The following is a 17,801-nucleotide window of genomic DNA, read 5'->3' as shown; positions in this document are numbered from 1 at the left end:
CGGTACCCGCGCGCCGCCCTGTTCAGGCGCTTTTCGCGCTGCTATACTTTCAGGGTTGCGCGGAGGATAGCGGAGGTGGGAAAGGATGAAAAAGGGAATACATCCCGATTACGTGGAGGCTACGGTGACCTGTTCCTGCGGGAACACCTTCAAGACGCGCTCCACCAAGCCTGAATTGCGGGTGGAGATCTGCTCGGAATGCCATCCCTTCTACTCCGGGAAGCAGAAGCTGGTGGACACCGGGGGTCGCGTGGAGCGTTTCGAGCGCCGCTACGGCAAGGCGAGGCCTCAGCGCAAGACCAGGTCGGAGCGGAAGGTCCGCAAGACGGAGGGGCAGGATTAGGCGACCACGCGGTCCGAGGGGCCCGGCAGGAGGATCGAGCCGGGCACGTTTCCGCATGACCCGTTCACGGGGCGGCGGTATGCTCCCCGCAAGGTCCCCGCGCACGATGGACCTCGACCCGGGAACGGGAGGGCGCGTGCGCGGGCGACGCCCCGCCGGCCCCTCCCGCCGCGGTCATCACGGACACGCAGGTGGAGGGATGCCGGCCGCGCCGGTCACGATAGATACTTCGGGATGATGGCCTTCTACGGGATCTCCACGACCTCCCTACCCTGTTCGCCCTCCCCGGCGCGGGTGCCGGGCACCGACGCCGGCCCGCGGCGGGGGCGGGACTTCCGCCTGGGCGGGCAGGCGGTCATCGAGGGCGTGATGATGCGCGGCTGCGCCAACTGGGCGCTGGCGGTGCGCAAGCCGGACGGGGACATCCACGTGGTATGCGAGCCGCTCAACTCCTTCCTGGTGCGCCACCCGGCGTGGGACAGGCCTCTGCTGCGCGGCCTCTTCGTGTTGGGGGAGAGCCTGGTGCTGGGCTGGAAAGCGCTGTCCCTCTCGGCCGACATCGCCCTGGAGGAGGAAGGCGACGGCAGGGGGATGGGCTGGTTCCAGCAGTCCCTCGCCCTCTTCCTGGCCCTGGCCTTGATGGTGGGACTGTTCATCGCCCTTCCCACCTGGCTGGCCCCCCTTTTGCTGGGAAAAGACAGCCCGGTGTGGCTGTGGAACCTCGTCGAGGGAGGCCTGCGCTTGGCCGCCTTCGTGGCTTACCTCGCCCTGGTCTCTCTCTCCGGGGAGATGCGGCGTGTCTTCCAGTACCACGGCGCGGAGCACCAGTCCATCCACCTCTGGGAACACGGCTACCCCCTGGAGCCGGAGCGGGCGCTCAGGGAGGGCACGGACCACGCGCGGTGCGGGACCGCCTTCGTCCTGCTGGTGCTGGTGCTCACGGTGGTCATCTATTCCTTCCTGGGGAGGCCGGCGCTGTGGCTGCGGGTGCTGGAGAGGATGGCCCTGATCCCGGTGGTGGCCGGGGTCTCGTATGAGATAATCAGGTATGCGGACGGCAGCCCCTCTCCATGGATGAGGTCCCTGGTGCTCCCGGGGATGTGGCTGCAGAGGCTTACCACCCGCAGGCCGGACCGCGAGCAGGCCGAGGTCGCCATCTCCGCCCTGCGGGCGCTCCTTGAGCGCGAGGACCCGCGTGCGCTGGAGCCGGCGGCGGTCGGCGGCGAGGACGGGGAAAGCCGGGAGCGCGAAAAGGCTTGAGCCCGCGGGCGCCCGCGTGGGCGAAGGGAAACGGGTAGGCCGCACACGGGAGAGCGGCTCCGCCGGGAGGTGACGAGAGGCAGAGGCATGGCTTTCGCGGACAGGCTGGACGAGATAGAGAGGAACTACGGGGAGCTGGAGCGCCAGCTCTCCCAGCCCGAGGTGTACCAGGACCGCCAGCGGTACGCCGAGCTCGCGCGCGCCCACGCCGAACTCTCGGAGGTCATGCCCGCCCTGCGCGCCTACCGCGAGGCGCTGCGGGAGGCGCGCGAGGCGGAGGAGATGCTCGCTGGAGAGCGGGACCCGGAGATGGCGGAGTTCCTGCGCGAGTCGCTGCACGCCGCCGAGGAACGCGCCGGGGAGCTGGAGAAGGAGATAAGGTTGAAGCTCCTGCCCTCCGACCCGCGCGACGAGAAGGACGTGATCATGGAGATCCGAGCCGGGGCAGGCGGCGAGGAAGCGGGCCTTTTCGCGAGCGACCTCTACCGCATGTACACCCGTTACGCCGACCGCAGGGGCTGGAAGACGGAGGCCCTCTCATCCAGCCCCTCGGAGCTGGGGGGCTTCAAGGAGATCATCTTCTCCGTGCGGGGCAAGGGGGCTTACAGCAAGCTGAAATACGAGTCAGGGGTGCACCGCGTACAGCGCATCCCGGTCACCGAGTCGGGAGGCCGCATACACACCTCCACCGCCACCGTGGCCGTGCTGCCGGAGGCGGAGGAGGTGGAGGTGACCATCAACCCCGCCGAGCTGAAGGTGGACGTCTTCCGCTCCACCGGACCGGGCGGGCAGTCGGTGAACACCACCGACTCCGCCGTGCGCGTCACCCATCTGCCCACCGGCATCGTGGTCTCCTGCCAGGACGAGAAGAGCCAGCTCCAGAACCGCGAGAAGGCCTTGCGCATCCTCAGGGCACGCCTGCTGCGCATGGAGCAGGAGAGGCAGCAGAAGGAGCTAGCGGAGGAGAGGCGCTCCCAGGTGGGCACCGGCGACCGCTCGGAGCGCATACGTACCTACAACTTCCCCCAAGGCCGCGTATCAGACCACCGCATAGGCCTCACCCTCTACCGGCTCGAGGAGGTGCTGGACGGCGACCTGGACGAGGTCATCGAGGCGCTGGCCGCCGCCGACCGCGCCGAGAGGCTGGCGCGCATGGGCCAGGACTGAACCTCACGGACAGAAACAGGCGGCACGGGAAACCGGGGCGGGCTCGGGCCTTCTTATGGCATCAAAGGGCAACAGGAAAGTGGAGGTACCAGCGGAAACGGCACGGGGAGCATCCCGCCGCGGCCGTTTTCATGCCGCCCTCTTGAGCGGGGATCGGTCATCCGCCTGGGGATGGCCCGAGAGTTGCCGCTGGGAGCGCGACGGGTTTCGCCGCGGGCGAGGGGACCTTTTCGCTCCGGGATCGGTCGATAGCGGAACGGATTGCGGAAGAAGGGACGGGGATGGCACTGGCGGGTGACCTGGAAAAGGATGACGCCCTCGGCCTCATCGCCTGGGCGGCCGGCGTCCTCTCGCGTCAGGGGGTGGAGAGGCCCCGCCTCAACGCGGAGCTGCTCCTCGCGCACTGCACCGGCAGGTCGAGGGTGGACCTCTACGCCTATCCGGAGAGGCCGCTTTCTCGGGCGCAAAAAGAGGAGTTCGAGGCGGCGGTGGCGAGGAGGGCGGCCCGGGAGCCCCTGCAGTACATCACGGGCAGAAAAGGCTTCCGCTACCTGGAGCTGGAGGTGGATCCCAGGGTGCTCATCCCGCGTCCCGAGACGGAGCTACTGGCCCAGAGGGCGGTGGAACTGGCGTCGGCCGCGGGAGGCCGTCCAGTGGTGGTGGACGTGGGAACGGGCTCGGGTTGCGTGGCCCTCTCCGTGGCCCGCGAATGTCCCTCCGCGGCGGTCTTCGCCACCGACATCAGCCCGGACGCCCTGGAGGTGGCGCGCTCCAACGCCGTCCGCGAGGGCCTGGACGGCATGATCGACTTTCGTCGCGGCGACCTGCTGGAGGCGCTGGAGGAGGGGCTGCGAGGAAAGCTGGACCTGGTGGTTAGCAATCCCCCTTATATAAAGGAGAACGAGTTCCCGACCCTCCCTCCCGAGGTCAGGGAACACGAGCCCCGCACGGCGCTGGTGGCGGGACCCGCGGGCACGGAAGTACACCTGCGCCTCATGGAGCAGGCGCTGTCCTGGCTGGCGCCACGCGGCTGCCTCCTCATGGAGGGAGGCGCGGACCAGGTGGAAGGACTTGCCGTGCGGGCGGTGCGCAAGGGTTACGTGGAGGCGCGTACCCACCGGGACCTCAACGGCCTCCCGCGTGTGGTGGAATGCAGGATCTGATGGGCCGAGCTTCCGAAGAGAGAAGAAGGCGCTGCCGGACACGGGAAAACGCGGGATCTCGCGTTCCGCGGGCTTAGAGCCAGGCGCTGCGGACAAAAGGACCTGCTACGCGAGCCATCGAGCCAAAAAAAGACCCTCAATACACGCACGCTCCGATCATCGGGTCCGCGTTGATGCCTAGGATAGAGGACTGCGCCCGGTTCTCTTCGCATACACGCACTGATCACGGGCACGAGATCCCCTTGCGGGGATCCGAGATAGAATATTCGAGGGATCAGTTCAGGCGATGTCCATGTAGCAATATATGTTAATGCTACCTTTTCCAGGGAGGGTTAAAGAGGCGATGAGAAGCGCCATCCTCCTTATCGCCGTAGTGCTTCTTCTGCTCCTTCTGTGCCATGGGTGCGGCGACGGTGAAAGCGGTGGGCGGGTTGACGCCGGACATGGCGAGGATGCATTACGGCATATACCGCGGACCGGAGGTGGTGGAAGATCCCGCCATCTACGGCGCTTTCCGAGAGGTGGAATGAGCGGGGCCGCAGGGGACGGGTTTCTGCGTGCCCCTGACCCGAGCCGGGCGGCGCGAGGGGCGCGCAAGGGCCCTGGCGGCGGGATGCCGTGAGGCCGGCCGGCAGAGAAAGCGGCGGCAGGCGACCGGGGGCGTCTTCTTCTCACGAACGGATCACGGAGATGCAGCATGGTGCATGTGCCTGCAAGAATGTGGCAAAATCGTTCACTCTCGGGACCGCGTCCCGCTCCGGCGCTCTGGGCGTGGATTTGACCCTCCATGAAAGAGTTACCTAAAATACTATCGTAGTATCGTAGAGCAAGGCGGTTTTGCGTGGGAAACCGGGTGGAGAGAAAGAGGATAAAAATACCAGGGGCCTTGCTCGAGTTCACCCTCGTGATGGTGCTCCTGTCCCTGATGGTGATGCCGTCCGCCCCTCCCGCGGGGGCGGATTCCGTCAGCGAGAAGAAGGAACAGGCGCGCCAGGTGGAGCAGCAGCTCAGATCCCTGCAGGCGGAGCTGAACCGGCTGACCTCCGAGCTCAACCAGACCCAGTCGCGCTTGGCTTCGGTGGAGGCGAAGATAGAGGCGAATCAGGTGCGGCTGCAGCAGGCGGAGGCGGAATACCGGCGCTGGCAGGGCATACTCTCGGACCGCCTGGTGGCCATGTACAAGGAGGGCAACACCTCCGCCCTGGACGTCCTCCTCGAATGCGACGACTTCGAGACCTTCGTCAACTCCTATTCCTACATGATGCGCATCGGCAGCCACGACGCCGAGACCATCCAGGCCACCCGCGACCTCATGGCGGAGATAAAGGCGAGGAGGGCGGAGCTGGAGGGAGCCAGGGCCGAGTACCAGGCCTATTCCAACAGCCTCCAGAGCCAGAGGAGCGCGGTGCAGAGCAAGCTCAACGAGCAGAAGGCCCTCCTCGCCGGCATCGACGCGGAGGTGGCCTCCCTTCTCAGCAGGCGCTACGGTGGTGGCGGGGGAGGGGGCGGAGGAGGCGGCACGGGCTGGAACATCGGCCCCGTCAACGGCCTCTATTTCCCCGTCGCCGGGCCTCACAGCTACGTCAACGACTGGGGCGCGCCGCGCTCCGTGGGGCGCACCCACAAGGGGTGCGACATCATGGCCGATTACGGCACACCCTGCGTGGCCATCACCAGCGGCACGGTGGTGCAGCGCAGGGGAGGCAACGCCGGGCTCTATGTCTTCCTCTACGGCGACAACGGGCACCTGTACTACTACATGCATCTCCAGAGCTACGGAGCATCGGGAAGGGTGAGCGCGGGGCAGGTGATAGGTTACGTAGGCGACACCGGCAACGCCCGCGGTTGTCCCCACCTGCACTTCGAGTGGCACCCCAACGGCGGCGCCGCGGTGAACCCCTACCCCCTCCTGGTGGCCATCGACCGCTGAGGGAGCATCCGCCGGGATCGACGAGAAAGAGCGCCCTTCCGATACCCCGGGGGTCGCGGAGATCGTCCCTTACCATCGCCCTTCCGGTCAAAGCCGCCGGTGATCGATGTGTGGCGCCGGCGGGGTTGCGGCACCCCCTGCTATCGACCCGTCGTCCTATCCGGCGGCGATGCCGGCCAGCTCATAGAGCCGAGCGAGGTCCACGTGCTCCTCGATCAGTCCGCGCAGGCGTTCGAGCTTGGCCGGCTCGTGGGTGCGGGCACTGCGGATGATCGCCTCCACACGGTCGGCGGCGGTGAAGGTGTCCTCGCCCACCAGCACCACGGGTACGCTCAGCTCTTCCGCCCTGCTCAGGATGATGCTGGTGGGGTAGAGGTTCCCGGACAGCACCACGCAGCGCGCCCCGGCCTCCATGGCCGCGAGCTGGATGTCGCTGCGGTCCCCGCCCGTCACCACGCAGAAGTTGTGATGCCGGCGGAAGATGGAGAGCGCGTGCTCCGTCCCCATGGCGCCCACCACCACGTCCTCCACCAGCTCGTCCAGGCCCTGCTCGCCGGTGAGCACGCGCCCTCCCAGTTGCTGCGCCAGGTCCCCCACGTTGATGGAACGCAGCAGGCGGTCGCGGGGCAGCGAGCCCAGGACGGCGATCCCCTCCGCCTCCAGGCGAGGCGCCAGCAGCTCCCTGACGAAGCTCTCGCGGTTGGGAGCGACCATGTTGAAGACCACCCCGATGAGACCGGAGCCGAAGTCGTCGCGCACCGCCATGACGTTATCGCCCATGAGGGCGTCGTCGAAGCGCTCCACCAGCAGCACCTTTGCCCCCAGGAGAGGGGCGATCTGATAGGCGGAGAGGTCCAGGAACCTGCCCTGCACGGAGGTAAAGGCGCCCTGGATGATGACCACGTCCCTGCCGGCGCTCACGCGCCCGTGGGCCTCCAGGATGCGCGAGCGCAGCGCTTCCGTCTCGCGCTCGCCCTTCAGGGCGGACCTCACCAGTTCCGGGGACAGCAGGACCGGGCAGAGGTCGTCGAGGTCGTCCTCGAGCTCGAGGGTCCGGCGCATGAAGGCGGCGTCCTCGTCGGTGACCTTTCCCTCCTGCTGGAAATAGCGGTAGCCCAGCGGCTTCATGTACCCCACCCTGAGCCCCTCTTCGCGCATGCGCATCGCCAGGCCGATGCACACGGTATGCATGCCCGAAAGCCCGGCGGCCGAGATGAGATAAAGGCTTACCATGCTCCTCACTCCCTTAAGACGATCCTGGCATCGGCTGCCAGGCAGCCCTTTCCGCTCTTCAGTACCCGCAGGGGGTTGATATCCAGCTCTGCGATATCCTCGAAATCGGTGACCAGCTGCGAGACACGCAGGATGCATTCCTCGGCGGCCTCGATGTCCGCCGGGGGCTCGCCGCGCGCCCCGCGCAGCAGCCAGTAGCTCTTCAGCTCGCGCAGCATCTCTCCCGCCTCACGCTCGCTCACGGGAGCGAGGCGAAAACTGACGTCCTTCAGCACCTCCACGTAGATCCCTCCCAGGCCCACCATGAGCAGGGGGCCGAACTGGGCGTCGCGGTTCATGCCCAGGATGAGCTCGTGCGAGGGGGGCAGCATCTCCTGCACCAGCACCCCCCAGATCTCCGCGCCGGGGAAGAACTTGCGCGCGTTGGAGGTGACCTTCTCGTAGGCGCTCACCAGGTCGTCGGTGTTGGCTATCCCCACCACCACGCCGCCCACGTCGGTCTTGTGCAGGATCTGGGGGGAGGCGATCTTCACCACCACCGGGTAACCCATCTCCCGCGCCGCCCTGATGCATTCCTCGAGGTTGGTGGCGAGGGCGGTGCGTGCCACGGGGAGGCCGTAGGCGGCCAGCGCCTCCCGCGCCTCCACCTCGATGAGCTCGTTGCGCCCCTGGCGGCGCACGGCTTCGAACACCTCCATGACGCGGCCCCGGTCGACCTCGAAACGCACCTGCGTATCGGCCCGGCGCGAGAGGTGGTCGGCGTATTCCTTCATGCGGAGCATGGTCTGTACGGCATCTTCCGGAAACTGGTAATTAGGTATCCCCGCTTCCCGGAGGATCCTCTCCGCCTCCCCTACCTCGTCGCCGCCCATGAACACCGCCAGCACCGTCTTCTCGCTCCCGCGGGCGCACTGCGCCACCGCCGCCGCGGTCTCGGCGGGTCTGGTCATGGCCTGGGGGGTGAGGATCACCAGCAGGGCGTCGACCCCGGGGTCCGCGAGCACGCTCTCGACCGCCAGGCGGTAGCGGTCCTCTCCCGCGTCGCCCAACACGTCCACGGGGTTATGGACGCTGGCCGCCTCGGGAAGGCCTTCCCGCAACCTGCTGGCGGTCTTTTCCTCCAGGCTGGCCAGGGCGAGTCCCCCGCGCTCCAGGGCATCGGAGGTGATGATGCCGGGACCGCCGGCGTTGGTGACCACCGCCACACGCGCCCCGCGCGGGCAGGGTTGGGTGGAGAGCCCGCGCGCCAGCCCGAAGAGCTCCTCCACCGTGCCGGCGCGCAGCACGCCGCAGCGGCGGAAGGCGGCGGCGTAGGCGTTATCCGAACCCGCAAGGGTCCCGGTATGCGAGGACACCGCCTTGGCCCCCGCCTGGGTCACGCCCGCCTTGAAGACCACCACCGGCTTGGAACGGGTCACGCGGGAGGCTACCTCAAGGAAGCGCTTTCCGTCCGCAATCCCCTCCAGGTAGGCGGCGATGACCGTGGTATTGCCATCATTTTCCAGGACCTCCAGCATATCGCTCTCGTCCAGGTCCATCTTGTTGCCCAGGCTGATGAAACGCGAGAAGCCGAGGTGGTTTTCCTCCGACCATCCCAGCACCGCGGTGCACAGGGCGCCGGACTGGGACATGAAGGCCACCTTTCCGGGTCGGGGAGCGCGGGCGGCAAAGGTGGCGTTGAGGGGGGTGAAGGTATCGGCCAGCCCCAGGCAGTTGGGTCCCAGGACGCGGATGCCGTACCGGGACGCGGTCTCGCGCAGCTCCTTCTCTCTCCGGTATCCCTCGCGCCCGGATTCCTTGAAGCCCGCGGAGATGATCACCGTGCCCCTGACCCCCCGCGCTCCGCATTCCTCCACCACCGCCGTTACCGCCGGAGCGGGCACGATGATGACCGCCAGCTCCGGCGTCTCCGGGAGCTCGGAAACCGAGGGATAACAGGGGAGACCCATGATCTTTTCACTTCCCGGGTTGACGGGGAAGACCTTGCCCGCGTAGCCGGAACGGAGGATGTTCTCCAGCACCACCCGGCCCACCTTGCCCGGCTTTTCCGAGGCCCCGATCACCGCCACCGCGGACGGCTTGAAGAGATACTCGAGCAGCTTGGACCTCCCTTCTCCGTTTGCCGCGGAATCCCGTCGCGTTCCATTATACCCACACCTCCTGCTGCCTGTTCGGAAAGCGGGGCGGGGTATCGCCGAGAGCGGCCATGGGCTCGAGAGATCCGCAGCCGGACCACGGCCTTCAAGCGGTCGTACGCGTCCCCGGCGGGCCGCGGGGGAAGGCTGCTCCTTGCCGGCGCCGGGCGTTTCCGCCCGGGGATAGGACTCCTCCGGCCGCGGCGCGCGACAGGGGACGTGGGGGGCGGTCTTACGGGGTCGGGGCCGCACCAGATCCGGCCCTCGCCCAGGGTGCTGCGAGCTCCCCTACCTCCAGGCGGTGTCCATGATCCTTCGCGGCGCCGCTCGCCGGAAGCGGCGTCGCGGGTATCCCAGGTTGAGCACCGCGACCACCTTCTCCCCCTTACCCGCGCCCAGAAGCATGCGCAGCTCCCTATCGTGGTTTGCGGCGTGGATCAGGAAGCCGTTGTAACACGTGGCCACCCCGATCGCTTCGGCATAGATCACGGCGTTCTGGGCTGCGATCCAGGCATCGCCGAGGGCCATGGCGTTGCGCCTGGGGGCGGTGAAGGTCAGCAGGGTCCTGGTGCCGTAAAGAAGGATATCGTCGTTCTTGTCCGATTGCCACAGGGACCTGAACGCATGCTCGAGCACCTCCAACTCCTCGGGATCCAGGCCCAGGAGCTTCCAGACAAAAGGGAAACCCGGCAGCTCGAAGAAACGTACCAACCTGCGGTAATAACGGATGGCGCGGTCGCGGATACGCGCCATGACCTCCTCGTCATAACATACGTATGCTCTGGTCAGGTGGCTGTTGTGCGCCGAGGGCGCCAGCGATGCCGCCTCGATCATCTCCCGGACGTGCTCGCGCGAGACGGGCTCCTCCCGGTACATCCTTCCGCTGCGCCTGCCCCGCAGCAGAGACATCATGGCAGGCCCGTCCACGGGAGGTTTCTCCGGGAGCGCGTGGGGCAGGAGATCCCCAAAGCCGGTGAGTCTTACGGCCTCTTCGGGACAGATCGCATAACAGTGGCCGCATTCCACGCACAGGGTACGGCCGCCGCTCCTGATCTCCGGGCCGTCGTATATGGGGCCACCGATGCACACGGAAGCGCAGAGGTTGCACCCGCTGCACCTTTCCCTGTCGATCTCGATCATGGGCGACCTCCCGTCGTTCTCTTGCGCGGTCTTGGCGGACTCGAAGTTATTAGCTCGGACCCGATGGCCGCAAGCGCACCCGTGCGACGGGGATTGGAGCGATACCCCGAAGGGATGGTAAGAAATGGCTGGCCGTGGCAGGCGCGGGTGCGGATGCGGCGCGTATCCCATGTCTGCCGGGTGGGGCGGTAGCGGGAAGTCCATCTGCGAGCGGACGCCTTCGGACCCGGTCCCCGGTCTCCGGCGCGGGGAATCGGCGACCCCGGCTCCTCGTCACGTTCCTTCCCCATCCTCGGTTGGCGGGAGATGGGAGGCCTGCACGCCGAGACCCTACCCGTCCCCCACCGTCTTTGACGCAGGGTGAGGGCTGGCATATAATAGCTCTTTGTAACCCCGGGAAACGCGAACAGGTGTACGCGCGCGAGGCCGATACGAGGAAGTGAAGATGGCGGACATGGACGATTACGACTACCAGCCGACCATAGGTGAGTACCGCGAGGAGAGGGCAGACGACGTGGTGCTCACCGAGCAGGGCTACCGCAAGCTCCAGGAGGAGCTGGATTACCTCAAGAACGTCAAGCGCTGGGAGGTCGCGAAGCGCATCGAGCAGGCGAGGGCGTTCGGGGACATCATGGAGAACTCCGAGTACGATGACGCCAAGCACGAGCAGGCCTTCGTGCACGGCCGCATCATGGAGATCGAGAACATCCTCGACAACGCCCGGGTGATCAAGGACGAGGAGATCGACCTCAACGAGGTGACCATAGGGTCATCGGTGCTCCTGGAGGACGTGGAGAGAAAAGAGGAGATGCGCCTGCGCCTGGTGAGCGCGGCCGAGGCGCGTGGAGACCGGGGATGCATCTCCGACCAGTCCCCCGTGGGCAAGGCCATCCTGGGCCGCAGGGCGGGCGAGATCGTGGACGTGCAGGTCCCCTCGGGAGTGCTCAAGTACCGTATCCTGCAGATCGAACGCTGAGCGGCGGGACGGGCCCCGGCAGCGCCGCTCTCCCCGCATGCAGTGGGCGCTCTCCCCGGCGCACATGGTCGGTCCGTTGGCGCAGCGCCGTGAAGGAAAAACAGAGGAACATGAGCTCGATGCGAGACGAGGATGCCCTTTCCGCCTTCGCGGGGGAAAGCGACCTGGTTAAGGGACGCCTGGAGAAGCTGGTGGCGTGGCGGGAACGCGGCGTGGAGCCCTACGCCCTGGGTTTCGAGCGCAGCGACCTCACCTCGGAGATCAGGGAACGCTTCCCGGCTCTAGCCGACGGCGAAGAGAGCGGGTACCGTGCCGCCCTGGCGGGGAGGCTCATGGCGTTGAGGAGGCACGGCAAGGCGTGCTTCGCGGATCTCGAGGACGGCGCCGGAAGGCTTCAGCTCCTGGCCTCCCTGGACTCGCTGGGGGAGGAGGGGTACGTCCTTTTCCAGGAGCTGGATATAGGCGACATCGTGGGGGTGGAGGGCGAGGTCTTCCGCTCAAGGCGCGGCGAGCTCACCCTGCGGGTCACGCGTTTCATCCTGCTCTCCAAGAGCCTGCGACCCCTGCCCGAGAAATGGCACGGCCTCAAGGATGTGGAGCTGCGCTACCGCCAACGTTACCTGGACATGCTGGTCAACCCCCGGGTCAGGCAAAACCTGCTGGTGAGGGTGAGGACCGTCCAGGCTCTGCGGCGTTTCCTCGACGGGCGGGGCTTCATCGAGGTGGAGACGCCCATGCTCCAGCCCATCCCGGGCGGCGCCACCGCGCGCCCCTTCGTCACCTATCACCAGGCCCTGGGTCAGAACCTCTACCTGCGCATCGCGCCCGAGCTCTACCTCAAGCGCTGCGTGGTGGGGGGGCTGGAGAGGGTCTATGAGATAAACCGCAACTTCCGTAACGAGGGCATCTCCTACAAGCACAATCCCGAGTTCACCATGCTCGAGTTCTACTGGGCCTACGTGGATTACCTGGCGCTCATGGACTTCCTGGAGGAGATGCTGTCCACGGTGGTGGGCGAGGTCAGGGGTACCCTCGTCTTCCCCTACCAGGGTAGAGACCTCGATCTCACCCCTCCCTGGCGCAGGGTGACCCTCCTGCAGGCGGTGAGCGAGGCGGTGGGGAGGGAGATCACCTCCGCGACGGCGGTGGAGGAGCTGAGGGCCCTCGCCGCGGCGCACGAGGTGCCGCTGGAGGAGGGATGGGGTCCGGGGAAGATCGCCACCGAGCTCTTCGAGAAGCTGGTGGAGCCCGAGATCTGGGAGCCCACCCTGGTCATGGACTACCCGCGCGAGGTATCGCCCCTGGCGCGCGCCCACCGCGACGACCCCCATCTCACCGAGAGGTTCGAGCTCATCGTGGCGGGGCGGGAGATCGCCAATGCCTTTTCCGAGCTCATCGACCCGCTTGACCAGCGCGAACGCTTCGAGGAGCAGGCGCGGCAGAGGGAGCGTGGAGACGAAGAGGCCCACGTCGTGGACTACGATTACCTGCGCGCCCTGGAATACGGCATGCCCCCCACGGGCGGCCTCGGCCTGGGCATCGACCGCCTGGTCATGCTCCTCACCGACTCCCATTCCATCCGGGAGGTCATCCTCTTCCCCCACCTGCGCCCGGAGACCTGAGGGTGCTCAAGCGCCGGGTGAGCTATGGGGGCTTTTCTTCCCACCTGTGCCCGTAGGCCCGAGGATGGAGGATGCGCGGCCCCATGCAGGCGCAACGAGCTCTTCCCCCGCTTATGCCTGGAAGCCCGAGGGGAGCGAGCCGCCGGCGGCCGAAAAGCGCCGCTCAAGGCCCGGAAAGACCCCGCTTGGGGGGTTGGTCAAGATGCCTATGGGTGATGACGACTGATATATGGAAACGGATATCATCGAAAAGCGTATAGAGGGATAGAGAGAACAGGGTTGAGCCGGAAGGTGGGCAGCCTGAAACGCCGGTCGCCGCGCTCCGGGTAGCGGCCTGCGAGGGCGACGGCGAAGGAGATGACGGAACGCATGGCGAAGGTTCGTCTAAAGGGATACTAATTAGGATGACAAGACCTTATGATAGAGGTGTGGACGAGGACCATTGAAAGACGGGTGATAGAAGGACGCAGTAAGTGTGATAATAAACAGTGGTGAGTGAAGAATATACCGCGCGAAACGAAAGGCGCGAACCATAAACGGAGGTAGATGAAGTGTTTCAGAGGTTTTCAGACCGGGCGCGACGGGTGGTGGTCCTGGCGCAGGAAGAAGCCCGCATGCTCAACCATAATTATATCGGCACCGAGCACCTGCTCCTGGGGCTGATCCAGGAGGGCGAAGGGGTCGCGGCCAAGGCCCTGGAGTCTATGGGCATCAGCCTGGAGGCGGTGCGCAGCCAGGTGGAGGAGATAATCGGCCGCGGCAGCACAGCGCCCACCGGGCACATCCCCTTTACGCCGAGGGCCAAAAAGGTGCTGGAGCTGTCCCTGCGCGAGGCCCTGCAGCTGGGGCACAACTACATCGGCACGGAACATATCCTCCTCGGGCTCATCCGCGAGGGGGAGGGCGTCGCCGCCCAGGTGCTCACCAAGCTGGGCGCGGACCTGGACCGGGTGCGCAACCAGGTGGTGCAGCTGCTCACGGGGGCCTCCGGCGCCACCAAGGAGACGGGGCAGACGGGGGAGCCGGCCGCCCAGGGGAACCTGCTCCTGGACCAGTTCGGCCGCAACCTCACCCAGCTCGCCATGCAGAACAAGCTCGACCCGGTGATCGGGCGCGAAAAGGAGATCGAGCGGGTGATGCAGGTGCTCTCCCGGCGCACCAAGAACAATCCCGTGCTCATCGGGGAGCCCGGGGTGGGCAAGACCGCGGTGGTGGAGGGGTTCGCCCAGCGCATCGTGAACAACGAGGTGCCCCACATCCTGGCGGGGAAGCAGCTCTACACCCTGGACCTGGGCGCCCTGGTGGCCGGCTCGCGCTACCGCGGCGATTTCGAGGAGCGCCTGAAGAAGGTGGTGAAGGAGATCCGCAGCCGCGGGGACATCATCCTCTTCATCGACGAGCTGCACAACCTAGTGGGGGCGGGAGCGGCGGAGGGGGCCATCGACGCCGCCTCCATTCTCAAGCCGGCGCTGGCCCGCGGCGAGCTACAGACCATCGGCGCCACCACCCTGGACGAGTACCGCAAGCACCTGGAGAAGGACGCCGCCCTGGAGAGGCGTTTTCAGCCCATCATGGTAGAGGAGCCGACGGTGGAGCACACCATCGAGATCCTCAAAGGCCTGCGGGACCGTTACGAGGCCCACCACCGCGTGGCCATCACCGACGACGCCTTGGTGGCGGCGGCCAGGCTGGCCAGCAGGTACATATCCGACCGCTTCCTTCCCGATAAGGCCATCGACCTCATCGACGAGGCCGCGTCCCGGCTGCGCATAAACGCCATGACCGCGCCCCCCGATTTCCGGGAGACGGAGGAAAGGCTGCAGAAGGTGCGCCAGGAAAAGCAGGCGGCCATCGCGGCTCAGGAGTTCGAGAAGGCCGCGGCCCTGCGGGACCGCGAAAAGGAGATAGTGGAGGAGATGGCGCAGCTCGAGGAGGACTGGAAGATGCCCCTCGGCTCGCACCAGCTCCAGGTGACCGAGGCCGACATCGCCGATATCCTCTCCTCCTGGACGGGCATCCCCGTGAGCCAGCTCACCGAGGAGGAGTCGAGCAAGCTCCTGCGCATGGAGGAGGAGCTGCACAAGAGGGTGGTGGGACAGCACGAGGCGGTGGTGGCGGTGTCGCGCTCCATCCGCCGCACCCGCGCCGGTCTCAAGGACCCCAAGCGCCCGGGCGGCTCATTCATCTTCCTGGGGCCTTCCGGGGTGGGCAAGACGGAGCTGGCGCGCACCCTGGCGGAGTTCCTCTTCGGGGACGAGTCGGCCCTCATCCAGATCGACATGTCCGAGTACATGGAGAAACACGCGGTATCGCGCCTGGTGGGTTCGCCGCCCGGCTATGTAGGCTACGAGGAGGGCGGACAGCTCACGGAGGCGGTACGCCGCAAGCCCTTCAGCGTGGTCCTGTTGGACGAGATCGAGAAGGCCCACCCCGACGCCTTCAACATGCTCCTGCAGATACTGGAGGACGGCAGGTTGACGGACTCTCAGGGCCACAAGGTGGATTTCCGCAACACCATCGTCATCATGACCTCCAACCTGGGAGCCAGGGACATCAGCAAGGGGACCTCCCTCGGGTTCACAGCCCAGAAAGAGGGTGGACTGGACTACGAGAAGATGAAGGACCGCGTGCTCTCGGAGTTAAAGAGGACCTTCCGACCGGAGCTGCTCAACCGCATCGACGACGTCATCGTATTCCACGAGCTGACCCACGAGGAGATCAAGCAGATCGTGGACCTGCTCATGAAGAGGGTCAAGGACCAGCTCGCGGAACAGGATATTGAGATCATCCTCTCCAACGACGCCAAGGAGCTGCTGGTGAAGGAGGGCTACGACCCCGTTTACGGGGCGAGGCCCCTGCGGCGGGCGATCCAGAAGCTCATCGAGGATCCGCTTTCCGAGAAGGTGCTGGCCAAGGAGTTCAACCCGGGATCTACCATCCTCATCGCCACCGACGAGGAGGGCCGCATCACCTTCGAGAAGGTGGAGGCCCCCGAGAGCGGCGCCGACCTGCTCCAGACCACCTAGGACCGATCGTACGGGGAGGAGGGGTTCCTGCCCTTCTCCCCGTTGTTTTTCCCTCCACGGGATGCCGGGGGTTCAAGCGACGCCTTCGTCCTCGGGATCGGCCGGGTCCCCTTTCCCGCCCCGCGCCCGCTTGCCGGCCATACGATCCTCCCTTCCCGGAAAAACATGGGCTTCTCCGCGGAGGCCCCTCGCCTTGCCCCCACCCGCTCCCCACCGGCTCATTCCGGAGATGACACCGGGCGGGGATATAATGTCAGCGTGGCGGAGGCCGCCGGGGAGGACGAGGCGGAGGCGCGGTGAAAGCGGAACGCTCCTATTTCATATGTCAGGAGTGCGGAGAGGGCTCGCTGCAGTGGCTGGGGCGATGCCCCGCCTGCGGGAGCTTCGGCACCATGCAGGAGGAGAGGCAGGACTCTTTCCGGCCCGGCGCGGGGGTGAGGGGGAACGCGCTCCTGCGCATGGAGGCGGTGGAGGCGGAGCGCCCACGCCTGCTCACGGGCATGGGCGAGCTGGACCGGGTGCTGGGGGGAGGAGCGGTGCCCGAATCGCTGGTGCTGCTGGGAGGGGAGCCGGGGATAGGCAAGTCCACCCTCCTCCTGCAGGCCGCCTCGTCCCTTGCGGGGAGGGGAGCGAGGGTGTTGCTGGTGAGCGGGGAGGAGTCGGCCGCCCAGATAACCTCCCGTGCCCGGCGTACGGGCACCCTCGACCCCGAGCTCTACCTCCTCTGCGAGACGGACATGGAGGCAGTGGAGAGCGCGGCCCGGGAGGTAGCTCCCCAGGTGATGGTGGTGGATTCCATCCAGACCATGCGCTGCCCCCACCTGGACTCCTCCCCGGGAGGGGTCAACCAGCTGCGCGAGTGCGTATCGCGCATGCAGGCGCTGGCCAAGGAGACGGGCGCCGTGGGCTTCCTGGTGGGCCACGTCACCAAGGAAGGGGTGCTGGCTGGGCCGAGGCTGGTGGAGCACATGGTGGACTGCGTCCTCTATTTCGAGGGCGAGCGTTTCGACTCCCTGCGCGTCCTGCGCGCGGCGAAGAACCGCTTCGGGTCCGTGAGCGAGGTGGGCCTTTTCGAGATGACCGATACGGGATTGCGGGAGGTGGAGGACCCCTCGCGGCTCTTCCTGGATGCGCGGGAGAGTCCGGTTCCCGGAACGGCGGTGACGGTGGTCATGGAGGGCAGGCGTCCCCTGCTGGTGGAGGTGCAGGCCCTGGTGGCCCCCTCGCGTCCCCCCGCCCCCAAGCGCGTCTCCACGGGCATGGACGGGAGGCGCCTGGCCATCAACGTGGCGGTGCTGGAGCGCAGGGCGAGGGTGGCGCTGTCTGAGCATGACGTCTACGTGGGCATATGCGGGGGACTCCAGGTTTCCGAGCCCGCCCTCGATCTGGGGGTATGCATGGCCATCGCCTCCGCGCGCTACGACCGTACCCTGCCCCCGGACGCCGTTTTCGTGGGGGAGGTCAGCCTGACGGGTGAGGTGCGTCCGGTGTCCCGCACCGGAGAGCGGGCCAGGGAGGCGGCACGCCTCGGTTTCCGCACCCTGGTGATCTCCGACAAGGAGAGAGCGCGGGGGCTACCCCGCGGACTGGAGGTGATGGGGGTGGCGGACGTGAGCCGTGCCCTGGAGGTCTTTGCCGTGCGCCGCTCGCAGGCGCGCCGCGGCGCGCCCGACGCCTGAGGAGAGGGAGCGGCGGGCCCGGGCCCCGACCCTTCGCTGCCGCCGCGGCGCCGCGTGCCGCGGATGCGCATTTCCCCCGCATTGATTATGATATAGGCAGCTTAACGCGGGAGGCAGCGGGCACGCG

Annotated in this window: 12 protein-coding genes; 9 read left to right on the top strand and 3 right to left on the bottom strand. The window is 66.9% G+C overall.

Annotated elements, in window-relative coordinates; genetic code table 11:
* Positions 1-85 precede the first annotated feature (85 nt).
* The 5 genes from rpmE (at position 86) to H5T74_10595 (ending at position 5,863) form a co-directional block, all read left to right on the top strand.
* Positions 86-343 (top strand): 50S ribosomal protein L31, encoded by a 258-nt coding sequence (rpmE, locus tag H5T74_10615; protein MBC7230826.1) that lies wholly within the window; start codon positions 86-88, stop codon positions 341-343.
* Positions 344-580: 237 nt separating this feature from the next.
* A complete protein-coding gene (locus tag H5T74_10610) occupies positions 581-1,603 on the top strand; it encodes a DUF1385 domain-containing protein (protein MBC7230825.1) in 1,023 nt (340 codons plus the stop codon).
* A gap of 87 nt (positions 1,604-1,690) precedes the next feature.
* Positions 1,691-2,770, top strand: a complete 1,080-nt coding sequence (prfA, locus tag H5T74_10605) for a peptide chain release factor 1 (protein MBC7230824.1) — start codon at positions 1,691-1,693, stop codon at positions 2,768-2,770.
* A 281-nt stretch (positions 2,771-3,051) separates the two neighbouring features.
* The gene (prmC, locus tag H5T74_10600; protein MBC7230823.1) at positions 3,052-3,933 is read left to right on the top strand and encodes a peptide chain release factor N(5)-glutamine methyltransferase; all 882 of its coding nucleotides are present in this window, start codon (positions 3,052-3,054) and stop codon (positions 3,931-3,933) included.
* A gap of 841 nt (positions 3,934-4,774) precedes the next feature.
* Entirely contained in the window at positions 4,775-5,863 is a 1,089-nt protein-coding gene (locus H5T74_10595) for a peptidoglycan DD-metalloendopeptidase family protein (protein MBC7230822.1), read from the top strand.
* Between the two features lie 156 nt (positions 5,864-6,019).
* Here the strand turns inward: H5T74_10595 and H5T74_10590 are convergent, their stop codons facing one another.
* The 3 genes from H5T74_10590 to H5T74_10580 form a co-directional block, all read right to left on the bottom strand.
* Positions 6,020-7,096 (bottom strand): phosphotransacetylase family protein, encoded by a 1,077-nt coding sequence (locus tag H5T74_10590; GenBank protein MBC7230821.1) that lies wholly within the window; start codon positions 7,094-7,096, stop codon positions 6,020-6,022.
* 5 nt (positions 7,097-7,101) lie between these two features.
* Positions 7,102-9,195 (bottom strand): acetate--CoA ligase family protein, encoded by a 2,094-nt coding sequence (locus tag H5T74_10585; protein MBC7230820.1) that lies wholly within the window; start codon positions 9,193-9,195, stop codon positions 7,102-7,104.
* Between the two features lie 324 nt (positions 9,196-9,519).
* Positions 9,520-10,371 (bottom strand): nitroreductase family protein, encoded by an 852-nt coding sequence (locus tag H5T74_10580; protein ID MBC7230819.1) that lies wholly within the window; start codon positions 10,369-10,371, stop codon positions 9,520-9,522.
* A gap of 454 nt (positions 10,372-10,825) precedes the next feature.
* On the opposite strand from H5T74_10580, the gene greA reads away from it, so the two are divergent.
* The 4 genes from greA to radA all read left to right on the top strand — a co-directional run bounded on the left by greA (position 10,826) and on the right by radA (position 17,674).
* Positions 10,826-11,347 (top strand): transcription elongation factor GreA, encoded by a 522-nt coding sequence (gene greA / locus H5T74_10575; GenBank protein MBC7230818.1) that lies wholly within the window; start codon positions 10,826-10,828, stop codon positions 11,345-11,347.
* A 119-nt stretch (positions 11,348-11,466) separates the two neighbouring features.
* Entirely contained in the window at positions 11,467-12,969 is a 1,503-nt protein-coding gene (gene lysS, locus H5T74_10570) for a lysine--tRNA ligase (protein MBC7230817.1), read from the top strand.
* Between the two features lie 551 nt (positions 12,970-13,520).
* Positions 13,521-15,995 (top strand): ATP-dependent Clp protease ATP-binding subunit, encoded by a 2,475-nt coding sequence (locus tag H5T74_10565; protein MBC7230816.1) that lies wholly within the window; start codon positions 13,521-13,523, stop codon positions 15,993-15,995.
* A gap of 296 nt (positions 15,996-16,291) precedes the next feature.
* On the top strand, positions 16,292-17,674 hold the full coding sequence (gene radA, locus H5T74_10560) for a DNA repair protein RadA (protein MBC7230815.1): 1,383 nt from the start codon (positions 16,292-16,294) through the stop codon (positions 17,672-17,674).
* Positions 17,675-17,801: the final 127 nt, after the last annotated feature.

It is taken from the genome of Actinomycetota bacterium (genome assembly GCA_014360645.1).
In the GTDB taxonomy this organism is placed as follows: domain Bacteria; phylum Actinomycetota; class Geothermincolia; order Geothermincolales; family RBG-13-55-18; genus Solincola_B.
The sequence above is the reverse complement of the archived record's forward strand: the minus strand, read 5'-3'. Positions and strand labels throughout refer to the sequence as shown.

What these genes read in the sequence shown, in the direction of transcription:
- rpmE (MBC7230826.1), top strand. Translation starts at nt 86, where the DNA reads ATGAAAAAGGGAATACATCCCGATTACGTGGAGGCTACGGTGACCTGT.
- H5T74_10610 (MBC7230825.1), top strand. Translation starts at nt 581, where the DNA reads ATGGCCTTCTACGGGATCTCCACGACCTCCCTACCCTGTTCGCCCTCC.
- prfA (MBC7230824.1), top strand. Translation starts at nt 1,691, where the DNA reads ATGGCTTTCGCGGACAGGCTGGACGAGATAGAGAGGAACTACGGGGAG.
- prmC (MBC7230823.1), top strand. Translation starts at nt 3,052, where the DNA reads ATGGCACTGGCGGGTGACCTGGAAAAGGATGACGCCCTCGGCCTCATC.
- H5T74_10590 (MBC7230821.1), bottom strand. Translation starts at nt 7,096, where the DNA reads ATGGTAAGCCTTTATCTCATCTCGGCCGCCGGGCTTTCGGGCATGCAT.
- H5T74_10580 (MBC7230819.1), bottom strand. Translation starts at nt 10,371, where the DNA reads ATGATCGAGATCGACAGGGAAAGGTGCAGCGGGTGCAACCTCTGCGCT.
- greA (MBC7230818.1), top strand. Translation starts at nt 10,826, where the DNA reads ATGGACGATTACGACTACCAGCCGACCATAGGTGAGTACCGCGAGGAG.
- lysS (MBC7230817.1), top strand. Translation starts at nt 11,467, where the DNA reads ATGCGAGACGAGGATGCCCTTTCCGCCTTCGCGGGGGAAAGCGACCTG.